Genomic DNA, 25,315 nt, shown 5'->3' with positions numbered 1-25,315 from the left:
TTTTTCCCGCCGACACCGACTAACACCAACGACTCGCCTTGTTTGACCGCTCGCCTGCTCCCCGGCTGGCCAGACAGCGGTGAGATATTTGAATGGGCAGGTAGGCTGAGGATTCTGACGGATGGATATCAACTTCAATTGCACGATGTGCGGCAAATGTTGTCACAACCTTCGGTTGCCGTTGACGGTGTCTGAATCAATCGCATGGCTGAGGCGAGGCGACAAGGTTCAGCTATTTGTCGAGGCGATTCCGTGGCCGGAGGAGCCGCCGCCGGACAATCTGGTCGCGGCGCACAAGCGCCGCCGCTCATTTCCCGCCACCAGCGGTTCTCTGCCCATACGAGTGGTGGTGGTCATTGTTGCGGCGTTCGACGGCCCGTGTCCGAATCTGCTCGACGACATGCGATGCGGAGCTTACGAAAGCCGGCCTTTGGTCTGCCGCATCTACCCGGCAGAAATTAATCCATTCATTTCAATGGACGTAGGACAGAAAGCCTGTCCGCCAGAGGCGTGGACAGACGCCGGCCCCCCACTGTTACGAGAAGGAAAAATCGTCGATTCGCAAATCGCCGCGCTGATCACGGAATCACGCAACACGGACGCCGCTGAAGTAGAAGCCAAGTCCGCGCTCTGTCAGGCGCTCGGCATCAACAGCGCGGCATTGAGCAACGAGGGGTTCGTCGTTCACACCCCGGACCAGGCCAGTCTCCAGAAGGCGCTCGAGTCAGTGCGACTGGTGACGGCAGCTGCGCCGAGTTCGTGGGGATTTGTCTCGAATCGGCAAGCCACTGCCAATGCTTTGCATTCAGTTGATGCGGTCGCATTGAGCACGTCGACGTGGGAAGACAAAGCCGCCGAGTTCCTCGGCTTTTTCCCGGACGATGTTGTTGTTAAAACTTCACCTTCGCCTGAAACCCGATCGTGAACGGAAGGTGATCTGATGGGATCGGTGGAATCACAATGAAGTTCGCGCCTACGCGCTTGTACTCCACCATCACGATCGGCGCGACCACCGGCCCGATCGTATGGTCGTGACCCAAGCCCCAGTTGCCGTAGTTATAGCCCGAGATGATCCCGCCGATCGCCGCGATCCGCACGATGCCCCAGTGCGCGAATTCCGGCGCCCAGACACCGCCGCCGTAGTAAGAAGGCCGGCGCAATGAGTTGCGAAAGCCGCCGGCGGTCACCGCCCATTGATTGTTGAGCCAGCATTCGACGCCAAGGCCTGGATTGAATTGTTCAAAATGGGTATTGGGGTCGGGGTTGATGTGATACGAACCCAGCATGGCGTCGGCCCATATTCCCCCCTCGCACCAGTTGCCCGCATGAGCGGCGGACGCGGCGGCCAGGCTGGCAACGAGCGCCACTGCGGTACGCCGGATATTCTTGTTGATCTGCCGAAAATGCATGTCTTCTCCGCCACCGGTCGAGCGCCGGCGTCATTTATGGTCTGGGTAGCTTGCTTGTCGTCCGTCGCGCACTGTACCTCAACCCGCACACACGATGTTGAGGACACGCTCAGGTGCGCGGGCACAAGACGTGCCCGGCAGCCTCGACGCAAGAACCGGTGGGGGAGCGGTGAACGCGCGGTTTGCGTTCACCGTGACAGGCTAGAGTCCGAGATCGGAGAGGCCCGGATGATCATCGGGACGGCGGCCGAGCGGCCACCGATACAAACGGTCGGTTTCGCGGATGGGCAAATCGTTAATGCTGGCGTGACGGTAAGCCATGAGCCCGTGTTCGTCGAATTCCCAATTTTCGTTGCCGTACGAACGGAACCAGTTATTGGAATCGTCGTGCCATTCGTAGGCGAAGCGCACGGCGATACGGTTGCCGGTAAACGCCCACAATTCCTTGATCAGCCGGTAGTCGAGTTCCTTTGCCCACTTGCGACGCAGGAAGCCGACTATCTCCGCGCGGCCACGCGCAAACTCGGCACGGTTGCGCCATACGCTGTCCGGCGTGTAGGCAAGCGAAACGCGCTCGGGGTCGCGGGTATTCCAGCCGTCCTCCGCGGCGCGCACTTTCAGGATCGCGGATTCGCGCGTGAAAGGCGGCAACGGCGGGCGGGTTTCGATCGGGTCAGACATGAAAATTCCTCAATCAGATTGCGGTTCGCCGGAATGGCGTTTGTTTGCGTGCGCGCCCGCCTGCAAGATCAGCGAACGGACCTGGCCGCTTGCGCGCCCCGCATCGAGCAGAACCTGGGCCGCGGCTTGTGCGTCGAGCGCGGCATTGGCCTTGCCGCTCACCAGCGCCACGGAGATCGCACCGTCGAGCAGAATCAGCCACTGGCTCGACAGGCGCGCGGCGCGACGGGCATCCATATGACACTCTGCCGCAAATTCATTGCATTGGGATCGCACGAAGGCAAGCAGATGCTCCGTATGGTTGCGTGCGATGACGCGGATCGGGTCGTCCGCAGAGGCGATTTCACCGGACGCGTTCAGGAACGCACAGCCGTGAAAGTCGTCTGACATAAACCATTCGCGCAGTACGTCGAACATGCCGAGCAGGCGTTTGCGCGCCGTCTTGCCGTGCCGTTGCGTGCCCGCGATAAACCAGTTCATCCAGCGTTCGCCGCGCCGGTCGAGTACGGCCGCGACCAGCGCGTCTTTCGATTCGAAATGCGTGTAAAAGCTTTTGCGTGCCGCGCCGGATTGCTTGACGATCGCGTCCACGCCGGTGGCATGAATGCCGTCGGCGTAAATCAATGCTTCAGCCGCATCCAGCAGCCGCTCGCGCGCGCTGCCGGGTGTAACGGCTACGTCGTGAATGTCCGTGTCCATAAGAGAAAGCTAGAACGGTCGTTCTCACTCGTCAAGTAGCTTCCGCACATTAGCGAGCCAACTACGCAAACTGCTATCGTGATCACGATTGATCAACCGGAACGAACTCCATGAACTCACCGATTCTGCGCGCGGCGTTTGCGCGCGCGTTGCTCTGCACAGCCTTGCTGACAGCGGCGGCCTGCACGCCGATTCAGGTACTCACGCATACGGTGAGCCAGAACGAGTCGCGCGTGCCGGCCGGCCGCTATGATCTCGATCCGGATCATTGCAGCATTACCTTCGACATCGACCACTTCAGGTATTCGCGCTTCGCGATGCGCTTTGACCGCAAGAAGGGGCAGCTCGACTGGAATGAGGGCGGTCTGGAGAAGAGCACGACGTCGATCACGATCGACGCCGCCAGCATTGATACAAATGTGCCGTTACTCGACAAGATGGTGAAGAGTGCCAGCATGCTCGACGTGGAGCGCTATCCGGAGATCCGCTTCGTCAGCACCCGTTTTGAGCGCACCGGCGACGCGCGCGGCACGTTGACCGGCGATCTGACGATACATGGGGTCACACTGCCGGTGACGCTCGATGTCACGTTCAACGGTTTCGCTCCCGATCCGCTCACGAAAAAAGACACACTCGGCTTTTCGGCGGAGGGGCATTTCAGCCGCGCGAAGTTCGGCCTGGCGACGTGGTATCCGGCCGTCGGTGACGATATTCGTGTGCACATTCAGGCCGAGTTCGCTAAAACGCCCGCAGGCGCGTGAGCGCGGTGCGGGCGTCGGGTCAGGCGGTGTGAGGCAATTTCTGCTGCGCAGGCGGACCGTGAATTGCGATCCGCAACAGCACGCCTTAGCGGATCACCTTACGCGGCCGTCCAATCGAGAATCACTTTGCCGCTCGCGCCGGACAGCATGGTGGCAAACGCTTCCTGATAGTCGTCGACCTTGAAACGGTGCGTGAGAATCGGCGAAAGATCCAGGCCGCTTTGCAGCATCGCGACCATCTTGTACCAGGTCTCGAACATCTCGCGGCCGTAAATGCCCTTGATTTCGAGGCCCTTGAAAATCACCTGATTCCAATCGATCGCGGTCTGCGCGGGCGGAATGCCGAGCAAGGCGACTTTGCCGCCATGGTTCATCGCCTCGAGCATGCCGGTGAACGCGCTCGGCACGCCGGACATTTCCAGCCCGACGTCGAAACCTTCGGTCATGTGCAGATCGGCCATCACGTCGCGCAGCGATTCGCGCGAGACGTTCACCGCGCGCGTCGCGCCCATCTTGCGCGCGAGTTCGAGCCGATAGTCATTGACGTCGGTAATCACAACATTGCGCGCGCCGACGTGTTTCGCGATCGCCACCGCCATGATGCCGATCGGTCCGGCACCGGTGATCAACACATCTTCGCCGACCAGATTGAACGACAACGCCGTATGCGTGGCATTGCCGAACGGGTCGAAAATCGCGGCGAGGTCGTCGGAGATTTCCGGAGGAATCTTGAACGCGTTGAAGGCGGGAATCACCAGGTACTCGGCAAACGCGCCTTCACGATTCACACCGACGCCCACCGTATTGCGGCACAAATGCCGGCGCCCCGCGCGGCAATTGCGGCAGAAGCCGCAAGTAATATGGCCTTCGCCCGACACCCGGTCGCCGATCGCAAAGCCGCGGACTTCCTGCCCCATCTCGACAATTTCACCGACGTATTCGTGGCCGACATGCATCGGCACCGGGATCGTTTTTTGTGCCCAATCGTCCCACTTCCAGATGTGAATATCGGTGCCGCAAATCGCCGTGCGCGTGATGCGGATCATCACGTCGTTGTGGCCGACTTCAGGTTTTTTGACGTCCGTGAGCGTGAGGCCGGGCGCGCGTTCGAGTTTTGCCAATGCTTTCATCTGCGGCTCCGGATCAGATAACACCAAGTTCACGGCCGACGCGCGCGAATGCATCCACCGCACGGTCGATCTGTTCAGGCGTATGCGCGGCGCTCATCTGCGTGCGGATGCGCGCGCGGCCTTTGGGCACCACCGGGAACGAAAAGCCAATCACGTAGACGCCTTCCTTCAGGAGCGCGTCCGCCATTTTCGAGGCGAGTAGTGCGTCGCCGAGCATGACGGGAATGATAGGATGTTCGCCCGGCACGAGCGTAAAGCCGAGTGCGCTCATCTTGCTGCGGAAATGCGCGCCGTTTTCGCGCACCCGTGCGCGTAGCTGCGCACCTTCGTCGCTCGCCAGCAGCTCGAGGACCTTCAGCGAGGCGGCGGCAATGCTCGGCGTGAGCGTGTTCGAGAACAGATAGGGACGCGAGCGCTGGCGCAGCAGTTCCACGATCTCCTTGCGCGCGGCCACGTAACCGCCCGATGCGCCGCCCAGTGCTTTACCCAGCGTGCCGGTAATGATGTCGACGCGCGACAGCACCCCGCAATGTTCCGGCGTGCCGCGCCCGTGTTCGCCGACAAAACCCACCGCGTGCGAATCGTCGACCATCACCAGCGCGCCGTAGCGGTCAGCCAGATCGCAGATGCCGGCGAGGTCGGCGATGATGCCGTCCATGGAGAACACGCCGTCGGTCGCGATCAATGTGAAGCGTGCGCCGGCCGCTTGCGCTTCTTTCAGTTTTGCTTCGAGATCGGCGAGATCGTTGTTCTTGTAGCGAAAGCGCTTGGCCTTGGAAAGCCGCACGCCGTCGATGATGCTGGCGTGGTTCAGTTCGTCGCTAATGATCGCGTCGTTCTCGTCGAGCAGGGTTTCGAACAAACCGCCGTTCGCGTCGAAACAGCTCGAGTAGAGGATGCAATCGTCGGTTTGGAGGAACGCGGCGAGCGCCTGTTCCAGATCCTTATGCACGGTTTGCGTGCCGCAAATGAAACGCACGGACGCCATGCCGAAGCCGTCGGTATCCAGACCTTGCTTCGCGGCTTCGATCAGCCGTGCGTCGCCGGCGAGACCGAGATAATTGTTCGCGCAGAAATTCAGCACGTTCGTGCCGTTGGCGAGGCGGATGTCAGCCGACTGCGGGCTGGCGATCACGCGTTCGTTCTTGTAAAAGCCGTCGGCGCGGATCTGCTCGAGGGTGCCGCGCAGATGGGCGAGGTATTGGTCGCGCATGAACCAGACTCCTGAAATGGGTAAAGGCGCCCGTGTCAGCATGTTCCGCATGCGCGGCCACGAGGCGGCCTGTTATAGTCGGCTGTCAGTTTTATCGGATATTTTCGTTTTTTCGAACTAAAATCCGGTATGTCGAACAACTCTAAACGATGGGTCAGAAAATGGCAAGTTCGGGTATCCGCCGTGCCGCGGCCAACGCGGCACCCATCCCAGGCGCCACTGTGGCTCCCGCAATCGCTGCGCCGCCGCGTGTCGGCGAGCAGATTCAGCGTCTGCGCGCCGAGCGACGCATGACACTCGACGATCTGTCGCGCGCGGCCGGCGTGTCGAAATCGATGCTGTCGGAAATAGAACGCGACAAGGCCAATCCCACGATCGCGGTCGCCTGGCGCCTGACCAACGCGCTCGGCGTCAGCCTCGATTCGCTGTTCGCACCGCAAAAGACGCCGGCGGCGATCGCCGTCTCCGGTCCCCACGAGATTCCTACATTAAGCGGACACGACGCCAAGTACCAGTTGCGCGTGTGGGGGCCGATCGAACTGGCCGGCAAGTTCGAGTGGTACGAGTTGACGCTCCAGCCGGGCGGGGCGCTGGTGTCGAACGCGCATGAGCCCGGCACGCGCGAGCATTTGACGGTGCTGCAGGGATCGATCGAAATCGAGGCGGCCGGCACGACGAAGCGGCTCAAGGCCGCGGACACCGCGCGCTATGTCGCCGACGAACCGCACGCGATCCGCAACGCCGGGAAAAGCGAGGCGAAAGCCTTGCTGGTGGTGATTCACGGCTGATTTGCGGCGCGGCTCGAAGCGCCCCTTGACCGGCGGTTGGCGGATTCAGCACGATGGCCGAGGTTGCGCCAGACACTGTATATTTGTACAGTACAGGGTATCGACTGGAGCCGATCATGACCGACCTGACAACCCACTCAACCGAGCATGCTCTGGCCGCGTTGCGCTACCAAACCGCGGCGCGCGATCTCGAACGCATCGTGCGCAATATTGCCGCGCGCTACATCGTGCAACAGGTGCCGCTCACGTGGCGCCTGCTCCACGCGATCGAAGCTGAAGCGCTGGCGGATCTCGGCTTCGCGAGCCGGCACGACGCGCTTATGCTGGGGCTATTCCAACGACCGTCCGATCTGCCTTATCCGGAAACCGATGAGACAGTGGACTTCGGCACGTCCACCGCTTTGCCGGCGGTGTTCGCGTTCGCGGTCATTGCCTACGAAGCGGCGGCTCGCCGCGCTGCACAACAGTCGTCGGCGATCCCGTCCACGAAACGCGCGCGGGCGTGGGGCGGCTGAGGGCTGTATTTCGGGCGGTTGCGACATACAATAGTCGCAACTAACGGAATATAGCCCATGTCGCCTCCTCATCTGACCGACCCGGTCCCACGTCCCGCGGTTTCCACCGATCTCTTCGATCAGCAGCGTGAAGACTGGCGTCGCGACCCTCAGATCGCTTTCGACGCCTGGCTTGCCAAACAGCATTTCCGGCGGTCGTCCGCGGAGGTCTACCAGGCGCAATGGGGACTTTTTCTCGAGTGGCTCGGCATGCGCCAGAAGAGTCTGGTCACCGTCGACGCTCAAACCATTGCCGACTTCGTTGCCGGGCTCGATGTCCGAAAAACGCAGCGCGTCAGGTATTTGCGGCTGATCGAACGCGTACTCGATCATGTGCGCGAAATCGAATCCGCGCCGACCAATCCAGCACGCTTCATTGCTCAGGATGGCGAAGCAGCGTGGCGAAACGCGCGCGACAACGAACCGACCGGCTTTCTCAACCATGCCGAACGAACCGCATTGATCGCGCATCTGTTTTCGCCGCTGCCGGCCTTGTCGGTGGCGCAGCGCTGGCGGGAGCGGCGCGACCGCGCGTTGATTGCTGTGTTTTTAGGCGGCGGCCTGAAAACAGGCGAGGCCGCTGCACTTTCGGTTAGTTGCGTGACTGCAGGATCGCCATGGGTGACAATCGAGTCGGCCAATCCGGTGCTGACGCGGCGCACCCGGCTCACACCTTTCGCAGCGGCCATTCTCGACGCGTGGCTCGCGGAACGGCGTCTTGCGGAGCTGGCGGGCAATCTGGTTTTCCCCGCATCCCCCTCCGGCCGGCCGATGCACAAAGCCACCATGCTGCGCGCGGTCGACGCCTTGACCGAAGGCGCCGGAATCGCCGCGTCGCGTGCGTCGCGCGCCAGTCCACAAACATTGCGCAATACGTTCGCCGCGGATCTGTTCGAGAGTGGGGTAGAGGCCGAACTGGTTGGCCAATGGCTGGGATTTGTACAGGCCGTATCGGCGAACCGTCTGTACCGCGCATGGCAAAACTGGATGGATCAGCAGGATTCACCCGCCGCGGATGTACCGGATCCGGCCGCCGCGCCGTTGCCTGCACCTAGGCGCGACGGGCGGTTGAGGAGGAAAACGGGAGCTGGCGAGCCCTGAATGTCCTCACCTTTATAGTCCCGCATTTCCTCACCTTTGGCACTTTGTCCGCTATTGCAACGCACCAATCCGCTATGCGGACGCTGCAACCGGGTCGTTCGACAGGAAGCGGCTAACCGCCTCCAGCCTTGATTCGCCGAGCCCCGACGAGTGATCGCACTCCGGGCATTGCAATTCGAAACGGTGATCCACTTGCGACAGCTCTGGTTCACCTTCCTGGCATTTGGGGCACCGCGACGGCAAAGCGACATGACCGTCCGCCGCCGTGCCGATCATCTTCATTTCGTCCCCCGTCAGCCGGCCAGCCTCGACCAGCGCGCAGAGCAGATTTGCGATCGCAGGATCAATACCTTGCTGGCCGCGCAGCACGGTGACCTGTTTCGTCAGCGCGTCCACTTCATCTGATTGCTCGCGCAGCTGCGCGTCGAGCCGGTCGCCGCGTGCCTTGGCCGCGGCGATTTGCTGAATGAACTCGAATTCCTTGCGACTTGCGTCGCGCACGCCCGACTGATACGTGGCGGCCATGCTGCGCAAGGAATCGAGTTCGACGAGCATGGGCTTCACGCGCCGCTCGGCTTCGGCGATGGCGTCCTTGATCTGTTGCGCATAGTGTTCCGTGCTTTGGCGCATTTCGACGTGCAATGCGTCGATTCGGTCTCGCAGCGTTGCGTTGTTCGCCAGTTCGTTATCGAGACGCTGTCGAAGCGCCTCGTTTTCGTGATCGAGCCGGCGCACCGTTGTCTGCAGGTTTTCCTGATGGGCATTGCCATGCGTGGTGGAGTTCGACAGTTCGGTTTCGAGCGTGCGAACGCGTTCCCACGCGGCCTCGGCTCGCAGTTCGCTGCGCCGGATTGCATCTTCTGATGCTTGCTGGCGAATCTCCGCGTCGCGTGCACGTTGATCCGCAGCGGATATCTGGGCGCGAATTTGCTCGCGTTCGTCCTCAAGCGTGGTGCGTGCGTGGACGACGGCTTCTTCGAAAAGTGCGCCAAGCAGTTCGCCGGCGCGATCTTCCAGGGCTTTCGGAATGGCACCGGCGCCGACTTTTACCCGCGACACATGGCGGATCCGTTCCCAGAAATGGTCGATGTCTTTCGGAATGTCGCTCGCGCTGCCGGTCTGAGTCAGATCCCGGACGGTGGCCATGGACGGACGGATACCCAGATCAAAAAAGAGCCGCTTGCATGCGTGCTGCGAAAGTTCTTGCCGCCGCGCCCCGTTGGCGCGCAGCGCTTCAAGCTCATTTCGAATGGCTTGCCGTTCCTGATCCAGATTCATGTATACCTCGATGTCGCTCGAATTGGATTAATCATAACAATTTACGTACTGTTTGCTACGCAAATGTTGCTATGAGATGGAAATGGACGGATCGGCGTGTTTACGTGCCTAAGTAGGGTTCGCAGATTTGCGTTCCGCGGTTTTTTCCGTGAAACAAAACGAAGAATAGCCAATAAGGTCTTGTTGCGAAAGAGTTTTTAGAGATTTTCCCACGATCGTGCACTGTTTCACGGACGCCAGTTGTTGGCATCTTGGGTGGGAAGGCTTTGTCCGAAGGACGCACGGGGGGAAATTCTAGAGAGTAATAAAAGTAAACACCCTTGAACCCTTGTTAAAAACGTTAACGCCAACGCAAAGCCTTATCTGGCGGGCGTTTCAGAGGAGGAAGGTGAAGCTTTTCGGGAGGTGTGGTGAGGTCTTGCGGGAATGTTCGGTGACGGGGTTCGGGGGCCTCGGTGAGCGGGTCCGGGACAGAACGTGAGCGGGTTCAGGAACCCCTCCCAAAGTGTGGTTTGACCAAAGGTGAGGTTTTGCAGGACTCCAGCCCGTGGGATCGCCCGGCAGCGCTCGACATTCGGTTCCGAGGCCGGCGCGGCTTAAGGTGAGGGCTTTCGGGACCGGCTTGCGGCATCGTTTTTGGCCTTATTGGGGGCGCGTAAACCCCATGGGTGAGTCAATTCGGGAGAAAACGCGTACCGAGGGTGAGACTTTACAGGGCTGAGCGGGCGTTTTTGCCTTATTTCCGTGCATTCAGGTGCTTAAGGTGAGACTTTGCGGGAGCCAAAGTGCGCTCGAGCGGCTGTTCACCTGCCGACGCCCCCGGTTGGTCGGTCCCGGACTGGGAAAGGTGAGGAAATTCGGGAGCGACGACCAGGCGCGATGCGCGCCACGCGAAATATGCCGGATTCCACCGAAAGGTGAGTATTTTCAGGAGACTTTTCAGGGCTTTGTGATCGCTAAGGTGAGGAAATACAGGATCAAATCGGCGATTGCGGTCTGGAAAGGCCCTGCTGACGCGACCGTACCAGTTTCGCTTCTGCGCCCGCCGAATTCAAAAGGTGAGGTTTTTCGGGACGTTTGTCGCGGCGATCGGAAGTGCAGAATTTCACCTTAATGTGGGTTGAGGTGAGGATTTACGGGAGCTGTCTCGTGGGAGGTCGCTACGGCTGTGATCGTAAGCTATTGAAAATGATGAATAATTATCTGGTGCGATGTAAAGGTGAGGCTTTTCGGGAGGTATGTTTTGAGGTGCGTGGAAACCGTCGGGAAGGTCAAAGGTGAGGACTTTCGGGAGGATATATCGACGGTTTTGGGACCCTACATGTCTGGAGACCTTGCCATTTCAAGCGTTTCGCCTGCACTAAGGTGAGCTTATTCGGGGGGAGGCGGCCGGACTTATGAGTCAGGAGACCTTGGTTACCTATCTACGGCGAACGTTTGGAGAGGGAGCGCGCGGCCTCGAAGCAATGGGAAGACACTTCCTCGAGTCCGAATTGCGCGTTCAGGTGCCGGCAATCTGCCGTCGTCCGCTCGCGCTTCCGATTTGGCTACGCCGTGGCCCGCGCGTTGCGTGTGCGCTGACGGCCCTCGCTGAAGTCCGGGCCATGTCTGGCCCGTTGCCTATGGTGTTCTCGGTTGGAGCGCGCTGGCGGGCGCTATGCCCTCCTGACAAAGCCTGCGTCGTGGAGGGGCTGACAGGCGCGGCGATCTCGATTCCATTGTCCGCGTATCGCAGCTCAACGCTAAACCTCGACTCATTTCTTGCGCCGTGCTTCAAAAACGTGCGACGCGTCTCTTCTAACCTGATCCGGCGCGACCGCACCGCGGATGCCAGGTGCGGAACCGAAAAAATCAGGAATTTTTTTGAGGTGAGAAGATTCGGGATGGGTTGTCTTCTGTTCGGGCGTGAAGCGAAATGGGTCTGATTTTGCCTGGCCCGCGGCCTGCAAGGGTGCTCTGAACCTGGTGCCAAACCGCAGAGGTGAGGGTTTTCGGGAGTGGCTCGAGGTGAGTTGTGCCTCGTAAACTCACTTCACCGCGAATGGTGAGATCCACGCTATAGACGCCTATCACCACAGCCGGTATGCTCTCGCCAAATCCCTCCTCGACCAGACGCATGGCCACGAAGCGCGCGAAGAAGACCGATGTAGTCAGCCCGAGCTCGGCCGAATTACGCAAAGCCGTCGAGGCAATCGCGATTCAGCCCAAAAGCGGCAAGATTACGCTCCTCACGCGCAAGCTGTTCAACGTGCTCCTCGCCGTGGCGCAGCAAGCTGACGAGTCTGGCGACACCTATCGGGCGTTGCTGTCCGACATCGTTGCAAATTCCGCGTTCGACTCCAACGATACTGCCCTCGTCAAGGAACACTTGCGGCGTATGGTTTCGGTGCAGGTCGAATGGAGCAGCGGCACGTCCAGTCAGAAGCCCGGACGGAAATGGGGCATTTCCACGCTGATCGCCGACGCGGAAATTCTCGAAGACCCCACCACCCGTCGCGTCTGGGTGGAATTCTCGTTTGCGCCGAAGATCAAGAAGAAGCTGCTCGATCCGGTTCAGTATGCTCGCTTGAGTCTCCAGTTCCAGAGCCAGTTGCGCAGTAGCGCGGGGCTCGCGCTTTACGAGATTTGCGTGCGTTATCTGACCAACCCGAGCCATCTGACGATGCGCGAGACGTGGGAGTGGTGGCGCCCTATCCTCTCCGGCACGCCGGACACGGAAGCCGGGGATGAAGCAAAGCGCGAGTACAAGTACTTCAAGCGTGACTATTTGCGCCCGGCCATCGCCGAGGTCAACGCCGTCACCAACATCTTCGTCGAATTGATCGAACATCGGGAAGGCCGGCGCGTCGCTGAGATCCAGTTCCGCGTGACCGAGCGCAAGCAGCCCATGCTCGCACTCGACGAACATCCGAACGTGTTCGACAGCACGCTGGTCGACCGGATGGTGAAGATCGGCATCCCGCTGAAGGAAGCCCAAACGCTGTACGCGGACAGCGAAGAAAACCGCATTCGCGCCGCTTTGCAGATGACCGAGCAGCGCATGCGCAGCACGTCGTTGCCGCCGGTGCGCAGCGCGCCGGCACTGTTCAAGGACGCGTTGAAAAAAGGCTATGCGCCGCCGGTCGAAGCGCTTCCGTCGGGTGGCGGCAAGGCCGCGATTGCCGCGCCGGCCGACGACCTCAAGGCCCGCCTGCTGGGAGAATACTCGGCGTATCGCCGCAAGGAAGCACGCGAGCTGTACGACGAACAGGGTGAGTCCGAGCGGGAGATCGCGCGGCAGTCGTTTGAAGAGGCTGAGTTGCCGGGACTCGGCACACACATGCGGGACGACTGGCGTCGCCGCGGGCTGGATTCGAAGATCGTCGAGACGGCGTTCTTCGACTGGCTGGCTCGCAAAACCTGGGGCGAGCCGACCGATGGTGACCTGCTCGCCTTCACGCTGAGCCAATCGCGCGCGGCGTAATTAGCTGGGGGCGGCGGCTACTGCCCGTTGCCGCGCTGCCCCGCCCTCACTGCTGCTTCAGTCCGCCTTACTTCAACATCTTTTCAATCTGCTGCAGGATGTCGTCACGCTTTTCACGCGTGAGCCCTTTCAGCCGCAGCTCGATTCGATCATCCCCATACGACTTGAGATCGCCAACCGACACGCCGTCGAGTTTGATCTCCAGACGCTGAGCGTAGCGTTGCCGGCCCGCGGGTTTGGCACTTTCCTGGGGGCTCGCCCGGCCTTTGACGATGTCCGCGACTTGCCTCGTGCTCAGATCGTCGGAGACGATCTTGTTGATCAGGCGCAGGGTTGCGTCGGCGCCGCGGGCTGTGTGATAGCGACCCACCTGATACGCCATGTTCGAACCAAAACGGTCTGGTCGCGCGACCATCTCGTGCATGACCACCTCGGGCAACTTGGCGATCGACAAAGCGACCGCCACAGTTGACTCGTCCAGGCCGAGATGTTCGGCAAGCTCCTTCTGACTCTGGAAATGCCGGTCGTCGAGAAAGCGTCTCCAGACCACCGCGTTGTCGAAGACCGTCTGCGAATCGCGCTGGACGTTGAGGTCGTAGCCGAGCTTGTAGCTCTGGATGCCGATCGGCAGATCGATGACGATCGCCTTGACCGATTCCTTGTTCGCTTCCTTCAACGCCCGCACTCGCCGTCCGCCGTCGCTGACGAAGTAGCTGCCGGGGTTATCGTAATCAGGGATCACGTGAATGGCTTGCTGCTGTCCCTGCTTCGCCAGATTGACTGCGAGTTCGGCAATCGACGACTTCAGATAGAAGTGCCGCGGGTTGAAGGGGCTCGGCTTGATGGTTTTGAGCGCGAGCTCGATAACCTGTCCCGGCCGATAACCGTGCTCCATCCGCCACGCACGGTAAGCCGCCGATTCGTTGGCTGTGTCGGTGGCGTCGGCTTCCGTCATGGACTGCTGCGGCAAGACAGCTGCGATAGTGCGTGCTGCCGCGTCGCTGCTCTTGGGGCCATTCTTGACCAGGCCATCGATCGCATTCAGACGATCGAGCGCGGTTCGCTTTTCGCTGCTGGTCGAATCAGGACGTGCTTGAAAGCCTTTGGCGAATTGGGAGGGTTTCATTCAGGGTCCTTTATGCGCATAAATTTCACGGGAGCAAGGCGGCGATCTCATTCGCGCACGCCCGTACTTCGATGGCGGCAAGCTTGGCGCCGCGATCGCTCATCTGAAGCACTGTCTGTCCCAACGCCATGGCCTGTTTGTAGGCCTCACGTGTTGGGATCTGGGTTTTGAGCAACGGGAATCCGAGCTCTTCCAACGCACGCTTCAGTTCGCGCGTCAGCATCCGTTTCTCTTCGGTCTTGTTGAGCAGGAAGACTGCGCGCAGGTCTTCGTTCATCACCTGCGCCTGCTGGACGAGTTTCACCAAACCAATACTCGACCAGTAGTCAGCAGGTGAGGACGATGTCGGGATGACCGCCACACTCGCTGCCAGCAGAACGACGCCGGAGACTTTCTCGGTAATGGAGGGGGGGCAGTCGACAACAATGATGTCGTAGTCAGCTACGAACTTCTTGATCTCGCGGTGAATCTGGCTGCCCGCTTCGGATAGGTTGACGACTGGAAACGGGATACCCGTGTCGCCGTCTGATGAGGCACTGGCCCAGTGAATCAGTGTGTTTTGACCGTCTGCGTCTACGACGAGGACGCGTTTGCCTTTCTCATGAAACGCAGCGCCGAGGTGCATCGCGATTGTGCTCTTCCCGACCCCGCCCTTCTGCTGAGTTACCGCGATGATTTCTGCTGCCAATCTTCACCTCCTCTTTTTAGACGCAAATGGATTTTACCTGGATGAATTTGTATTTCAATCGTTTTTGTGTAAACACGAGAGTGATTAACCGTTCGGGATAGGTTTATGCGCATAAAGGTTGGAGGTGGGAAGGTGAAGGCATCTGCGGGCGAGCCAGGTTTGAACGCTGGCGTGTCCACGGTGGCTAGAGGGCGCCAGAAATAGTTGGCTTTTGGGGTGCTTCGGATGTCCCCGACGCTGGGGGCATCTGGGCGTTGCTGCTGCGAATGTCCTTGCGTGCTCTATAAGGTCGATCCGATCCCTGCGAACGTACGTGTCTGCCCAATAGGGTCGTGCTAGTCCGTGCGAATCTCGGCGACGCTGGTATGGGCACAAAGGGGAAGGGGACCCCAGCGATAAGAGGAGGGGCAGGACTTTATGCGCATAAAGGCTTCTCAAAGGAATGCCCTACGCGCGTGTCGGTAACCGGGGCGAGTTGGCGTTGCGGATAGACACATCATCACCGCGCTCGGCGGTGCAGGCGAGAGGGATGCTAGCTCTTGATCGACAGGGATATTGTGGGCCGCATGCTATGCAACACAGCGCGACTGGCGACGCTTGTTGAACCGGATAACCCCCGGTGCCATAACGGCCGATTTATGCGCATAAAGCGTTAGCGTCTGTCCGTAGATCGACGAACGGCCGACGCAAAATTAAGCTGCGTCCAGCGCCGGCCACCCTATTCCCGTAGCCAGATAGTCATCAACTCTCACGCACCCCACGCACCCGCACAAAGCGCCGTCCGACACCTGCCGCACCCGCTAAAATCCCGCCAACGCCAAGCAAGGCCGAACAGCCCACGCGTCCACCCATCACCATCTCAGACAAGCCATGATCACGATCTACCACAATCCCCGCTGCTCAAAATCCCGCGCCACTTGCGAGCTGATTACCGGCACCTACAACAACGCCAACGAGGCAACGGAAATCGTCGAATATCTGAAGCAGCCGCTCACCGCTGCGCAACTCCAGCAACTCAATGCGCAACTAGGCTGCCCAGTCCGTGAAATGATTCGCGACACGGAAGCCGAATACAAAGAGTTCAATCTATCCGACGCTGCGTTGACTGACGCTCAGTTATACGAAGCACTAGCGAAGCACCCCATCCTTCTGCAACGGCCGATCGTCGTGCGAAACGGGCGAGCCGTGATCGGCCGCCCGCCGGAAAACGTCGCCGCGCTATTTGCGTAAATGTCACAAAGGAACGACTAGATCGAAAACGAATTCCACGCTGGCAATCTAGACTTTTGCGCCAGGCAATGCGGCATCCCGCGTAACGATCTTCGTCGGGATAATGCGCAGCTCGTTGAACGTATCGGCGATATGTTGTTGTTCCGCAAGTACGTTCGCGTCGATGGGTTTGTAGATGTGTGCATAGTGCCGCAAGCCTGCCTCGATCACGCCGGCGTCGAGCCCCTGAATGGGAGCAAGCTGCGCGGCAGCCTCGCCGTAATGGCCACGCACCCACTCGCCTTCCTTGCCGACTTCGTCCATCGTGATGGCGATCACATCGCTGTTCTGCTGCACGAACGGTCGCGCGCCGAGAAAGAACTGGTGATGGTTCACGATACCTTCGCCATCCGCGAGCAAGCGTGCGTTCGATTGCCGCTTCGCTGCCTCGAGGAACGGATCCCAGATCGCCCAGGCATCGATGGCGCCTCGCTCGAAGGCCGCACGAGCGTCCGCGGGCGCGAGGAAGACGGGCTGGATCTCGCTGTACTGCACGCCACCCTTCTTCAGTGCGGCGACCAGAAACCAGTGAACGTCCGAACCTTTGTTGAAGGCGATTTTCTTGCCTTTCAGATCGGCAAGCGTTTTGATCGGTGCATCGTGATGCACGAGAATACCTTCGGCATGCGGCGTCGGGACTTCGTACGCGACGTAGACAAAATTCGCGCCCGCGGCCTGTGCGAACACCGGTGGCGCCTCGCCGACATAACCGAAGTCGATGGCGCCGACGTTCAGTCCTTCAAGCATCTGGGGCCCCGCAGGAAACTCGGTCCATTTGACGGTGATGCCGAGCGGAGCGAGCCGCTTTTCAAGCGTGCCGTGTGCCTTGAGCAGTACCAATGTGTTGGCGGATTTCTGGTAACCGATGCGAAATTCCTTGGCGCGCGCGTCGGCGGCAAAAACGGAAGTCGAGACGACAGGCAAGGTGGCGGCGGCGAGCGTCGCGCCGACACCAGTAATGAACGCGCGGCGCGTAAGCGGAAGACGGGACATGAAGGGCTCGTTAAAAAGACGGACGCAAAGCGGACCGATTGATTCCGACGATAATTCGTCTGCAAGCCTGGACGAACCGATTAATTCGCATAAGCAAATGACACAAGCGGGCGAAACACGTCGCGTCGCTGTCCGCTTGCCTTGCTGCGCCGAACCACTCCGCCTCGCTACAATTCGTCAACCACGCGCGGCCACGGCTGCGTCAATCGATAGAAAAGGGACGCCGTGCATCTGACAACAACACTCGCGCCGTGGTCATCCCACGACACCCAATTGATCCTGTCGTGCGTGCTTGGGCTCGCGCTGATCATCGTTTTCATCAGCGTGCTGAAGCTCGCGCCGTTCCTGTCGATTCTGGTCGGCACGTTCGCGGCGGGTTTTTCCGCCGGCCTGCCGCTCGAGGCCGTGGCCGGCGCATTCAGCAAAGGCGCCGGCGCATTGCTCGGCGATGTCGGCATCATCATTGCGCTCGGGGCGATGCTTGGTGCGTTGATGGCCGAATCAGGCGCCGCCGACCGGCTCGTCTCGACCATTCTCAAGCACTCCACGCCGCGCACGTTGCCGTGGATGATGGCGGCGGTCGCGCTGATCATCGGCTTGCCGCTCTTCTTCGAAGTCGGCCTCGTGATGATGGTGCCGATCATCTTCGTCATGGCGCGCCGGTCGCAGCAGCCGATCCTGCGGATCGCGATTCCGGCGCTGGCCGGCATGACCACGCTGCACGCGCTACTGCCGCCGCATCCGGGTCCGCTGATCGCCGTGAGCGCGCTACACGCCGATCTCGGCCTGACGCTCGGGCTTGGACTGATCGTCGCGATTCCCGCAGTGGTTCTCGCGGGTCCGCTCTACGGCATGTGGCTGTCCAGACGGATGCATGTGGCCGAGCCGGAAGAGCTGGGCAAACTGTTCACCGCACACCAGAACACCGCGGAGCCGCCGGGTTTTGCGATCTCGCTTATCACGATCCTGTTGCCAGTCGTGCTGATGCTGGGACGCACGGTCGCCAAGCTGCTGCTGCAACCCGAGACTTTCCTGTTCAATACGCTGAATTTCCTGGGTGAGCCGCTGGTTGCGCTCGGCCTCACCGTACTGTTCGCCATTGTGGCGCTGGGGTGGTCACGCGGCATGGCGCGCGAGCGCGTCGGCGGGATTCTGCGCAAAAGCTTGCCGCCTATCGCCGCGCTGCTGCTAACCATCGGCGCGGGCGGCGGCCTCAAGCAGGCGCTCGTGGTGGCGGGCATCAGCACGACGATCGGCAAGATCGCGGTCGGCGCGCACATGCCGCTGATTCTGCTGGCCTGGCTGATCGCCGTCGCGCTGCGCCAGGCGACCGGCTCGGCAACCGTCGCCACTACCACGACGGCCGGTATCGTCGCACCGGTCGTCGCCGGCCTCAGCACGACGCACAATTCGCTGATGGCGCTCGCCATTGGCGCAGGCTCGGTGTTTTTCTGCCATGTGAACGATGCCGGATTCTGGATGGTGCGCGAATATTTCGGTCTGCAATTGAAGCAGACCGTGATGGTCTGGTCGGTCCTGCAAACCATCGTCTCCGTCGTCGGCCTCGCACTCACGCTCGTGTTGTGGACAGCGCTGACGTGACGGCGGGACAGGCTTCGGCGAAATTGGCAGGAATTGATGCCTGCCTGTCCTCTCCGGATCGTCCGCGCCGCTTACACTGCGCCGCAAGCGAGGCGCTGCCCGTGCCTCGCCGTCCTTGAAACCCGGAGCCACGATGCTTGAATTGAGACCGTCTTGTGAAGGATGCGGCAAAGCGCTACCGCCGAATGCCACCGACGCGATGATCTGCACCTACGAATGCACGTTCTGCGAGGTGTGTGCACTCACTACGCTGCGCAACGTGTGCCCGAATTGCGGCGGTAATTTCCAGCATCGGCCGATCCGCACGCGCGCGCAGCTCGAGAAGCATCCGGCGACCCTCGAACGGCATCCCGTTTCAATCGACGACGCGTCCCACGCGCGGTTTTTCGAGCGCTATCGCGACACGCCTCCCTGCGAGCGCTAGACATCGCTGTTGCATGCGTGCGCCGCGCGAAAAAGCCCGCGCTTGCGTGCCGCGCTTCAATCCTCGCTGTTCCCCGCATCCGGCGTCGCAATGCCGCTCACCGTGCGCGCGGCCGCGCGCAGCAGGCGGATCTGCTTGCGGTAGTTGCGGCAGCCGCTGCAGGTCGGTAGATGCAGCCGGATCGCGACCCATTCGCCGGTCGTGAGGCGCCGGTCGAGCGAGTCGGACAACAAACGCGTGATGTGCTTACACTTCCCCATTCGCATCCTCGCTGGACAGGCCTTTTTCGCTCAGGCAAGTGCGTAAGCGCAGCCGCGCACGGTAGATCAGCACGCTGCAATGATTTGCGGTCATCTGCAGTTCGGAGCAGATTGCTTCGGTCTCGAGATCGAGGAATTCGCGCATCATGAACACGCGCCCGATGTGTTCGGGCAGATGTTCCAGACACATCTCAAACAAGGTCCAGAACTGCTGCTGGCGCAGCGCGGTTTCAGGCGTCGGCCACGGCCGCGGCTTGGCCTCGCGTGACCAGTGGCCGTTGTCCTGGAACAGTTCGCGATCGAGCAGCGCTTCGCCGTCGAGTTCGGATTCGAGCGCCGACAAATTGACCGTGCGTTGCCGGGCGCGCAGGGTGTCGACGAGCTTGTGCCGCAGGATGCCGAACACCCAGGTCTTGTGCTCCGACTGCCCGGAGAACCGGTCGGCTTGCGTCCATGCCGCGGCGAGGGCTTCCTGCACGGCGTCTTCGGCAGCTGCGGCGTCGCGCAGTTGCAGCCGGGCGAAGCGCACCAGGTCGCGCCGCAATTGCGTCAGATAGACGGGATCGTCGAGCGCCGGCCCGCCTACTTGCGCCATGGCCCGCTCCGTCGGTACAGCGGCGTTGTCCGGGCGCTTTCGCGCGAATCTTCGTGGCTCATAGGCAAGTGAGTTTCCTTGCGTGGGTTTGGGACTCGTGCCCCATTCTCCCGCGAGTGCGTGCGCAAGCGAATTGGTATTGAACATATGCCCGCCAGAAAGCGATGACTTGATGTGCTTAGTCGTGCTGTGCCGGGTGCTTATGACAACTACAACATATTATTGCGAAAACTGAAACCACGCCTGCCGAAGTGCTCGATGAGCACTGCCATGAGCGCCAGCAGTGCTGCCGGAGTTGCGGCAAACCTGTATTCGGCGCGCATTCCGACTGTTTCACTTTCTGCAAGAAAATCTTACTGTTCGTGATATTTGTAGGCGGACACTGAATCGCTATTCTCCTCTCCATCGATCGGCCCCGATCGCGAACCACACGCTGAAGAGGAGTAGCACCATGAAACGCATTCTTTCCGCCCTGATCGCCTCCGTCGCCCTGTTTGCAGCCGCTTCCGGCTCGGCTCACGCCGCGGCTCCGTCGCAATGCAACGGCCCGGCATCGTACTGCAACGTGTTCTTCGGCAACTGATCAGTGGGCGGGCGCAGGTCCGCCGACGCGACACTATGTCGAAATCAAAAAGGAGGGTGCCCATGTTGGCGCCCTTTTTTGTTTTTCCAGGATTCTCGTGCGTCCGTGCCGCGCCTGCGACAAGGTAAATTCGCTCCCCAGCGCCCTTCTTGCCGGTCATTTCTTCCCAACGGTCGGACTTCCGCCACCGCGAATACGCGAAGCGCGCCCGTTTGCCTCAAAACATTTCAGGCCGAAAGCACGCTTGATTGACAAGGCAAAAGTATCAGTTATCCACAAGGTTATTCAGAAAAACTGTGGATAACTTTTGGCGGTGAAGGGTTATCCACCGCCAAGTCGATCGCCGTCTGTTTCCCAATAATTGAATCCCCGTGTTTCGACAGTCGCCTTCGCGGTCCAACCGGCTATTGCCTATGATGGGCAGTTCGTACCCTTATGCGCGTCCAGCGCCTATCCACAAGGAAGCGAATCACGGCCCATCACATTGCAGTCGTCGTCGGCAGCCTGCGCCGCGAGTCGTTCAACCGGCAGTTGGCGCACGCCGTGGTCTCACTCGCGCCGTCCGATTTCACGTTCGAATTCATCGATATCGGCTCATTGCCGCTCTACAGCCAGGACTACGACGCCGACTACCCCGAGGCCGGCAAGCAGTTGAAGCAACGCATTGAAGCCGCCGACGGCCAGCTGTTCGTGACTCCGGAATACAACCGCTCCATGCCCGGCGTGCTGAAGAACGCGCTCGACTGGGGTTCGCGCCCGTGGGGCACCGATTCGTGGGGCAACAAGCCAGGCGCCGTGATCGGCACGTCGCTCGGCGCGACCGGCACGGCGCTCGCGCAGCAGCATCTGCGCAACGTGCTGGCTTATCTCGACGTCGCCACGCTGGGTTAGCCTGAAGTGTTCATCAAGCACGACGCGGCGGTGATCAACGAGAAAGGCGAGATCCTCAACGAGGGCACGCGCAAACTCCTGCAAACGTTCATGGATCGCTACGTGGCGTGGGTCAAGCGGTTTGCGGCCGCCTGACGACGACGCGCTGCGGCGGCGAGTGACGATGCCGTCGATGTCCGGCGCCGCCGCTCACCCTCCCTGATCAAACGTGGTGATGCCCCGTCACCCGCTCCCAACCGTGACGCACGGCCAGCTTGAAGCGCTCCCACGTGCTGTCTGGCGAGGTGCGTTCCCAGTGACGCCGTGCTTCCGGTTCGACCTCGTCCCAGGCACGGTCGCGGTACCGTACGTCATTGCCGATTTCCGCGCCATAGCGATACGCCGGCACGTAGTCCTCGTAACGCGTGCTTTCAGCCGAGTATTGCGCGTCGAAGTGCGAGCGGAAATCTTCTTCGTACTCCAGATATTCGTTCGGCATCTGGCCGCTCGAATCCGCGGCAGGCGGCTCCGCCCGGTAAGCGGTTTCCGGCGGCGGCTGCATGATCGCGCCCGAGCCTGGCACCGAGCCGGCAGCAATGGCGCTGCGCCCCGCATCGCCCACTAGCGGATCGGTCATCGGTTCGTTGACCGGATCACGCATTGGGCGCTCGCTGGGCGGCGGCGGTACGAACGGCTCGGCGTCGGTGCTGCCTGGCGGCGCCGTGTACAGCGGATCGGTGGCGCCGGGCCGCGTTGCCACCCCTGGCATTGTCACGCTCGACGTGTGCGGCGTGCCCGGCGTCATGGCGCCGATGCCGAGCTCGTCGAGCACCGAATGCTCGCGCCTCGATTCCGCTGACGAGTCCCAGTCGGGCCTACGTTCACCGATGTCGGTGGCCCCCAATCTGGTCAAGGTGTTACGGGCGAGCTCCGCATGGGCCTCGCTGGCCGCGTTGACGCACACCAGCACCGCGCCGCGGCGCACTGCTTCGGCATAGTGCGCTGCCTCCGGTGCACGCGGACCGCTCGCGAACAGGCTCGAAAGGAAGCGTTCAATGTTCGCCAGCACACCCGAGCCGGCTTCATCAGTGGCGGAGCCGACCAAGGGTTCCGGATTCGCCTGCAACTCGATCGCTTCATGGGCGAAGCCGATCTGCACAAGCGTATTGCGGGCGTCCTCGGCTCGCGCATAGGTGTCGAATAATCCAATCACAGTATGTCGCATGGCTGCCTCCCGACGTGAACCTGACCTAGCGGATGACGCTTGTCGCGCCCTCCTACTCCTCAGATTACGCCGCAACGTTCGTGCCGGACACGCGCGATGCGCTCATGAACCATGGCGGCGCACCCGTAGGGCGGCGCCACGCGAAAACGCACGGCGTGCCGCCGCGGCGTTTTTACAACCGCCGGTAAATGACACGGTCTCATCAAGTGTCCACCAGCCCGGTCTTCAGCTTGCCGAATGGGTCTCCGGATTCGCGCCGGACTGCGCGAGAGCATGCTGGATGTCGCGCAGCAACTTTTCCAGCAAGCCGATATCGAACGGCTTGGACAGCACCCGCACGTTCACGTGGCGCGCCCGGTCGAGTTCCTCCGCGTAGCCAGTGACCAGAATCACCGGCAGTTTGCTGTCGAAGGTGCGCACTGCCTCGGCCAGATCGATGCCGTTCATCTTGCCCGGCATGTGAATGTCGGAGAGCACGAGATCGAACGGCAACGGCGCGCCGCTTTCGGCCAGCCGTGCACGGGCGTCGTCGAACAGGTGCAGGGCGGTATCGGCGTTGAAGACGCACGTGACCTGATGGCCCATCATCTGCAGCAAGGCCTCGGTGCCGGCGGCCACTTCGTCGTTGTCCTCGACCAGCAGAATCCGCAGGCCCAGCGGGGTACTGCTTTCATCGGCGGGCGGTTCGGCCGCACCGTCGGCCTCGGGCGCAGCCGTGGCGCGCGGCAGATAGAGGCGCACCGAGGTGCCCGCGCCGACCGCGCTGTCGATGGCGGCAAGGCCGCCGGAGCGCTCGCAGAACGCGAAAACCTGCGGCAACCCGAGGCCCGTGCCCATGCCTTTCGGCTTGGTGGTGAAGAGCGGTTCGAACGCATGCGCGAGCACGTCAGGCGCCATGCCGCCGCCGGTATCTTCGAGCGCCAGCTGCACGAAGTCGCCGGTCAACGGAAAGCCGTCTTCGTGGCGGAAATGGAGATTGGTGGCCCGTACCGTGAAGCGACCGCCATTGGGCATGGCGTCGCGCGCGTTCACGGCAATGTTGATGAGCGCCAGCTCCAGCTCGGCGACGTCGACGCGCATCGGCCAGACCTCGCTGCCGATATCGATCACGAGCGACACTTTCGCGCCGAGCGATGCGCGCAGCAACTCGCGGCTTGCCGGCAGCCAGCGTTCGAGGGACAACGTTTCGTTACGCAGCGGCTGCTTGCGCGCGACGCCAAGCAACTGACGGGTGAGCGACTCGCCGCTCTTGAGCGCGCGCTCCATGGCCGACAATTCCCGGTCGAGGCCGGTTGCGCCGCGCCGCCGCACGATCTGCACGTTGGTCGAGAGGATCATCAGCAGGTTGTTGAAATCGTGCGCGACGCTGCCGACCAGCGTGCCGAGCGCTTCCATCTTGCGCGACTGGCGATAAGCGGACTCGATCGAGCGGCGCATGGACGCTTCGGCCTGCCAGCGCTCCCACGCTTCCTCTTCCGCGCCGAGGCGGCGCAGCGAGAGCCAGATCACGCACCACAGCGCGATGGACGGCGTGAACATCGACAGAAGCAGCACGGCGAGATGCTGGTACCAGGCAGCCCAGATCGCCGAGGTGCGGTAGCCGCACAGCACGTACACGGGATACGAGCCGACGTGCCGGAACGCGACGATCAGATCCTCGCCGCCGGCGTTCGAGCGCATCCGCAGGACGCCGGCCCGCCGCCCTTGTGCCACGGCGTCGGCGAACGGGGATTGCGGCGCCATGGCCGTTGGCTCACCGGGCTTGCGCGGATAGTGCGCGAGGATCGAGCCGTCCATGCGAACGAGGCTCATCGTCATGCTGCCGTCGGCGCCAATGAGTTCGCGGTAGAACGCTTCGAAATAACTCGGCCGCAGCGCGACCGAGACCATGCCGGCGAAAGTGCCATTCGCATCCGGCCGCTCCACGCCCATGTTGAAGACCTGTTCGCCGGCCACGTGCCCGGTCATGACCTTCGAGACGTGTTCGAGATCCTTGCCGTCGCGAATGCCGGTGAAGTCGTCGCGCGTGCCGATCGAGATAGCTGGCGAAGGTAGGTAACGGCTGCTGGCGAGCAGGTCGCCGTCGCGTCCGAAGATCGACACAGCGGCCACCTGCGGATAACCGCCGCCCATGACGCGCAGTTTTTCGTGAATGACCGCTTCGCGGGCGCGAATGCCGTCGTCGTCCAGACCTTCCGTCAGATCGACTACGCGCGCGTCGAGCGTCTCGTTCATGTCGAACACTTTCAGCGCGTGTTCTTCCGCGACCCGGACGGTGCGCAGAGTCATGTCGGTGGCGTCGGCTTCACGGTTGCGCAGATCGTTGAAGGCCATGGCCGCGACGTACACGCACGGCAAGACGATCGCGGCGATCAGCAGCGCAATCAGCGTGATGCGCCTCACCTGGAAATTCTGTTCCGGCACGGCGGGAAATAAAGCCTCGTCCTGCCGGTCAGCGGACAGGCGGCTCGCTTGAGGCGGATCGAACCGGTCGGATTTCATTGTCGGTCGTGCGAGGGTCGTTCAGGGCAAAGTGCCCGAGAATAGGCATCATACGAGAAGCATAGACGCCGCGCGGCGGTAGAAGTTACCGCCGTCAATGA

23 protein-coding genes and 1 pseudogene are annotated in these 25,315 nt (G+C 61.3%); 11 read left to right on the top strand and 13 right to left on the bottom strand.

Features of this window, described 5'->3' with window-relative positions; all coding sequences use genetic code 11:
- Positions 1 to 121: 121 nt before the first annotated feature.
- Positions 122 to 925, top strand: coding sequence for a YkgJ family cysteine cluster protein (locus A6V37_RS06805; protein ID WP_064271162.1), 804 nt, complete (start codon positions 122 to 124; stop codon positions 923 to 925).
- Here A6V37_RS06805 and A6V37_RS06800 read toward each other — a convergent pair.
- The 3 genes from A6V37_RS06800 to A6V37_RS06790 all read right to left on the bottom strand — a co-directional run bounded on the left by A6V37_RS06800 (position 891) and on the right by A6V37_RS06790 (position 2,789).
- Entirely contained in the window at positions 891 to 1,409 is a 519-nt protein-coding gene (locus A6V37_RS06800; protein WP_064271163.1) for a hypothetical protein, read from the bottom strand. The two genes, A6V37_RS06805 and A6V37_RS06800, sit on opposite strands and share 35 nt — an antisense overlap.
- Before the next feature lie 201 nt (positions 1,410 to 1,610).
- A complete protein-coding gene (locus A6V37_RS06795; RefSeq protein ID WP_064271164.1) occupies positions 1,611 to 2,090 on the bottom strand; it encodes a nuclear transport factor 2 family protein in 480 nt (159 codons plus the stop codon).
- Positions 2,091 to 2,099: 9 nt separating this feature from the next.
- The gene (locus tag A6V37_RS06790) at positions 2,100 to 2,789 is read right to left on the bottom strand and encodes a TetR/AcrR family transcriptional regulator (RefSeq protein WP_082902876.1); all 690 of its coding nucleotides are present in this window, start codon (positions 2,787 to 2,789) and stop codon (positions 2,100 to 2,102) included.
- Between the two features lie 110 nt (positions 2,790 to 2,899).
- On the opposite strand from A6V37_RS06790, the gene A6V37_RS06785 reads away from it, so the two are divergent.
- Complete coding sequence (locus A6V37_RS06785) at positions 2,900 to 3,550, top strand: YceI family protein (protein ID WP_064271165.1); 651 nt, start codon at positions 2,900 to 2,902, stop codon at positions 3,548 to 3,550.
- Between the two features lie 98 nt (positions 3,551 to 3,648).
- Here the strand turns inward: A6V37_RS06785 and tdh are convergent, their stop codons facing one another.
- Positions 3,649 to 4,680 carry an L-threonine 3-dehydrogenase gene (tdh, locus tag A6V37_RS06780; RefSeq protein ID WP_064271166.1) on the bottom strand — a complete coding sequence of 344 codons (1,032 nt, stop codon included), beginning with the start codon at positions 4,678 to 4,680 and terminating at the stop codon, positions 3,649 to 3,651.
- Positions 4,681 to 4,693: 13 nt separating this feature from the next.
- Positions 4,694 to 5,893: a glycine C-acetyltransferase gene (locus A6V37_RS06775; RefSeq protein ID WP_064271167.1), complete on the bottom strand. Its 1,200-nt coding sequence runs from the start codon at positions 5,891 to 5,893 to the stop codon at positions 4,694 to 4,696.
- 149 nt (positions 5,894 to 6,042) lie between these two features.
- Here A6V37_RS06775 and A6V37_RS06770 point away from each other — a divergent pair, with 149 nt between their 5' ends.
- The 3 genes from A6V37_RS06770 (at position 6,043) to A6V37_RS06760 (ending at position 8,336) form a co-directional block, all read left to right on the top strand.
- Positions 6,043 to 6,681, top strand: coding sequence for a helix-turn-helix domain-containing protein (locus A6V37_RS06770; protein WP_064271168.1), 639 nt, complete (start codon positions 6,043 to 6,045; stop codon positions 6,679 to 6,681).
- A 116-nt stretch (positions 6,682 to 6,797) separates the two neighbouring features.
- Positions 6,798 to 7,196, top strand: a complete 399-nt coding sequence (locus A6V37_RS06765) for a DUF2471 family protein (protein ID WP_064271169.1) — start codon at positions 6,798 to 6,800, stop codon at positions 7,194 to 7,196.
- A gap of 57 nt (positions 7,197 to 7,253) precedes the next feature.
- The gene (locus tag A6V37_RS06760; RefSeq protein WP_064271170.1) at positions 7,254 to 8,336 is read left to right on the top strand and encodes a tyrosine-type recombinase/integrase; all 1,083 of its coding nucleotides are present in this window, start codon (positions 7,254 to 7,256) and stop codon (positions 8,334 to 8,336) included.
- Positions 8,337 to 8,408: 72 nt separating this feature from the next.
- Here A6V37_RS06760 and A6V37_RS06755 read toward each other — a convergent pair whose 3' ends face one another.
- Complete coding sequence (locus tag A6V37_RS06755; protein ID WP_064271171.1) at positions 8,409 to 9,614, bottom strand: DNA-binding protein; 1,206 nt, start codon at positions 9,612 to 9,614, stop codon at positions 8,409 to 8,411.
- A 2,116-nt stretch (positions 9,615 to 11,730) separates the two neighbouring features.
- Here A6V37_RS06755 and A6V37_RS06750 point away from each other — a divergent pair.
- Positions 11,731 to 13,077: a replication initiation protein gene (locus A6V37_RS06750; protein WP_064271172.1), complete on the top strand. Its 1,347-nt coding sequence runs from the start codon at positions 11,731 to 11,733 to the stop codon at positions 13,075 to 13,077.
- Between the two features lie 67 nt (positions 13,078 to 13,144).
- Here the strand turns inward: A6V37_RS06750 and A6V37_RS06745 are convergent, their stop codons facing one another.
- A complete protein-coding gene (locus A6V37_RS06745; RefSeq protein WP_064271173.1) occupies positions 13,145 to 14,203 on the bottom strand; it encodes a ParB/RepB/Spo0J family partition protein in 1,059 nt (352 codons plus the stop codon).
- Positions 14,204 to 14,228: 25 nt separating this feature from the next.
- Complete coding sequence (gene parA / locus A6V37_RS06740) at positions 14,229 to 14,891, bottom strand: ParA family partition ATPase (protein WP_006047459.1); 663 nt, start codon at positions 14,889 to 14,891, stop codon at positions 14,229 to 14,231.
- An 870-nt stretch (positions 14,892 to 15,761) separates the two neighbouring features.
- Between parA and arsC the strand changes: the two genes are divergently transcribed.
- Positions 15,762 to 16,121 (top strand): arsenate reductase (glutaredoxin), encoded by a 360-nt coding sequence (gene arsC / locus A6V37_RS06735; RefSeq protein WP_064271174.1) that lies wholly within the window; start codon positions 15,762 to 15,764, stop codon positions 16,119 to 16,121.
- Between the two features lie 48 nt (positions 16,122 to 16,169).
- On the opposite strand, the gene A6V37_RS06730 is transcribed toward arsC, so the two are convergent.
- Positions 16,170 to 17,153, bottom strand: a complete 984-nt coding sequence (locus A6V37_RS06730) for a sulfonate ABC transporter substrate-binding protein (RefSeq protein WP_064271175.1) — start codon at positions 17,151 to 17,153, stop codon at positions 16,170 to 16,172.
- A gap of 225 nt (positions 17,154 to 17,378) precedes the next feature.
- Between A6V37_RS06730 and A6V37_RS06725 the strand changes: the two genes are divergently transcribed.
- Together A6V37_RS06725 and A6V37_RS06720 are read left to right on the top strand one after the other, a co-directional pair.
- Positions 17,379 to 18,755: a GntT/GntP/DsdX family permease gene (locus A6V37_RS06725; RefSeq protein ID WP_064271176.1), complete on the top strand. Its 1,377-nt coding sequence runs from the start codon at positions 17,379 to 17,381 to the stop codon at positions 18,753 to 18,755.
- Positions 18,756 to 18,888: 133 nt separating this feature from the next.
- Positions 18,889 to 19,179: a DUF1272 domain-containing protein gene (locus tag A6V37_RS06720; RefSeq protein WP_064271177.1), complete on the top strand. Its 291-nt coding sequence runs from the start codon at positions 18,889 to 18,891 to the stop codon at positions 19,177 to 19,179.
- Between the two features lie 56 nt (positions 19,180 to 19,235).
- Here the strand turns inward: A6V37_RS06720 and A6V37_RS06715 are convergent, their stop codons facing one another.
- Together A6V37_RS06715 and A6V37_RS06710 are read right to left on the bottom strand one after the other, a co-directional pair.
- Positions 19,236 to 19,445: a zf-HC2 domain-containing protein gene (locus tag A6V37_RS06715; protein ID WP_208607851.1), complete on the bottom strand. Its 210-nt coding sequence runs from the start codon at positions 19,443 to 19,445 to the stop codon at positions 19,236 to 19,238.
- Entirely contained in the window at positions 19,426 to 20,034 is a 609-nt protein-coding gene (locus A6V37_RS06710) for an RNA polymerase factor sigma-70 (protein WP_064271179.1), read from the bottom strand. Before A6V37_RS06710 ends, A6V37_RS06715 begins: the two co-directional genes overlap by 20 nt.
- Before the next feature lie 451 nt (positions 20,035 to 20,485).
- On the opposite strand from A6V37_RS06710, the gene A6V37_RS42770 reads away from it, so the two are divergent.
- Both A6V37_RS42770 and A6V37_RS06705 read left to right on the top strand, forming a co-directional pair.
- Positions 20,486 to 20,617, top strand: coding sequence for a hypothetical protein (locus A6V37_RS42770; RefSeq protein ID WP_278185299.1), 132 nt, complete (start codon positions 20,486 to 20,488; stop codon positions 20,615 to 20,617).
- A gap of 435 nt (positions 20,618 to 21,052) precedes the next feature.
- Positions 21,053 to 21,643, top strand: a pseudogene (locus A6V37_RS06705) (NADPH-dependent FMN reductase).
- Positions 21,644 to 21,710: 67 nt separating this feature from the next.
- On the opposite strand, the gene A6V37_RS06700 reads toward A6V37_RS06705, so the two are convergent.
- Together A6V37_RS06700 and A6V37_RS06695 are read right to left on the bottom strand one after the other, a co-directional pair.
- Positions 21,711 to 22,712, bottom strand: a complete 1,002-nt coding sequence (locus tag A6V37_RS06700; protein ID WP_064271180.1) for an NADH-quinone oxidoreductase subunit E — start codon at positions 22,710 to 22,712, stop codon at positions 21,711 to 21,713.
- A 225-nt stretch (positions 22,713 to 22,937) separates the two neighbouring features.
- Positions 22,938 to 25,214 carry a hybrid sensor histidine kinase/response regulator gene (locus A6V37_RS06695; RefSeq protein ID WP_064271181.1) on the bottom strand — a complete coding sequence of 759 codons (2,277 nt, stop codon included), beginning with the start codon at positions 25,212 to 25,214 and terminating at the stop codon, positions 22,938 to 22,940.
- Positions 25,215 to 25,315: the final 101 nt, after the last annotated feature.

The sequence above is a fragment of the Paraburkholderia ginsengiterrae genome, from assembly GCF_001645125.1.
In the GTDB taxonomy this organism is placed as follows: domain Bacteria; phylum Pseudomonadota; class Gammaproteobacteria; order Burkholderiales; family Burkholderiaceae; genus Paraburkholderia; species Paraburkholderia ginsengiterrae.
Note: the sequence above shows the minus strand (reverse complement) of the source record. Positions and strands in the feature narration are given on the sequence as shown.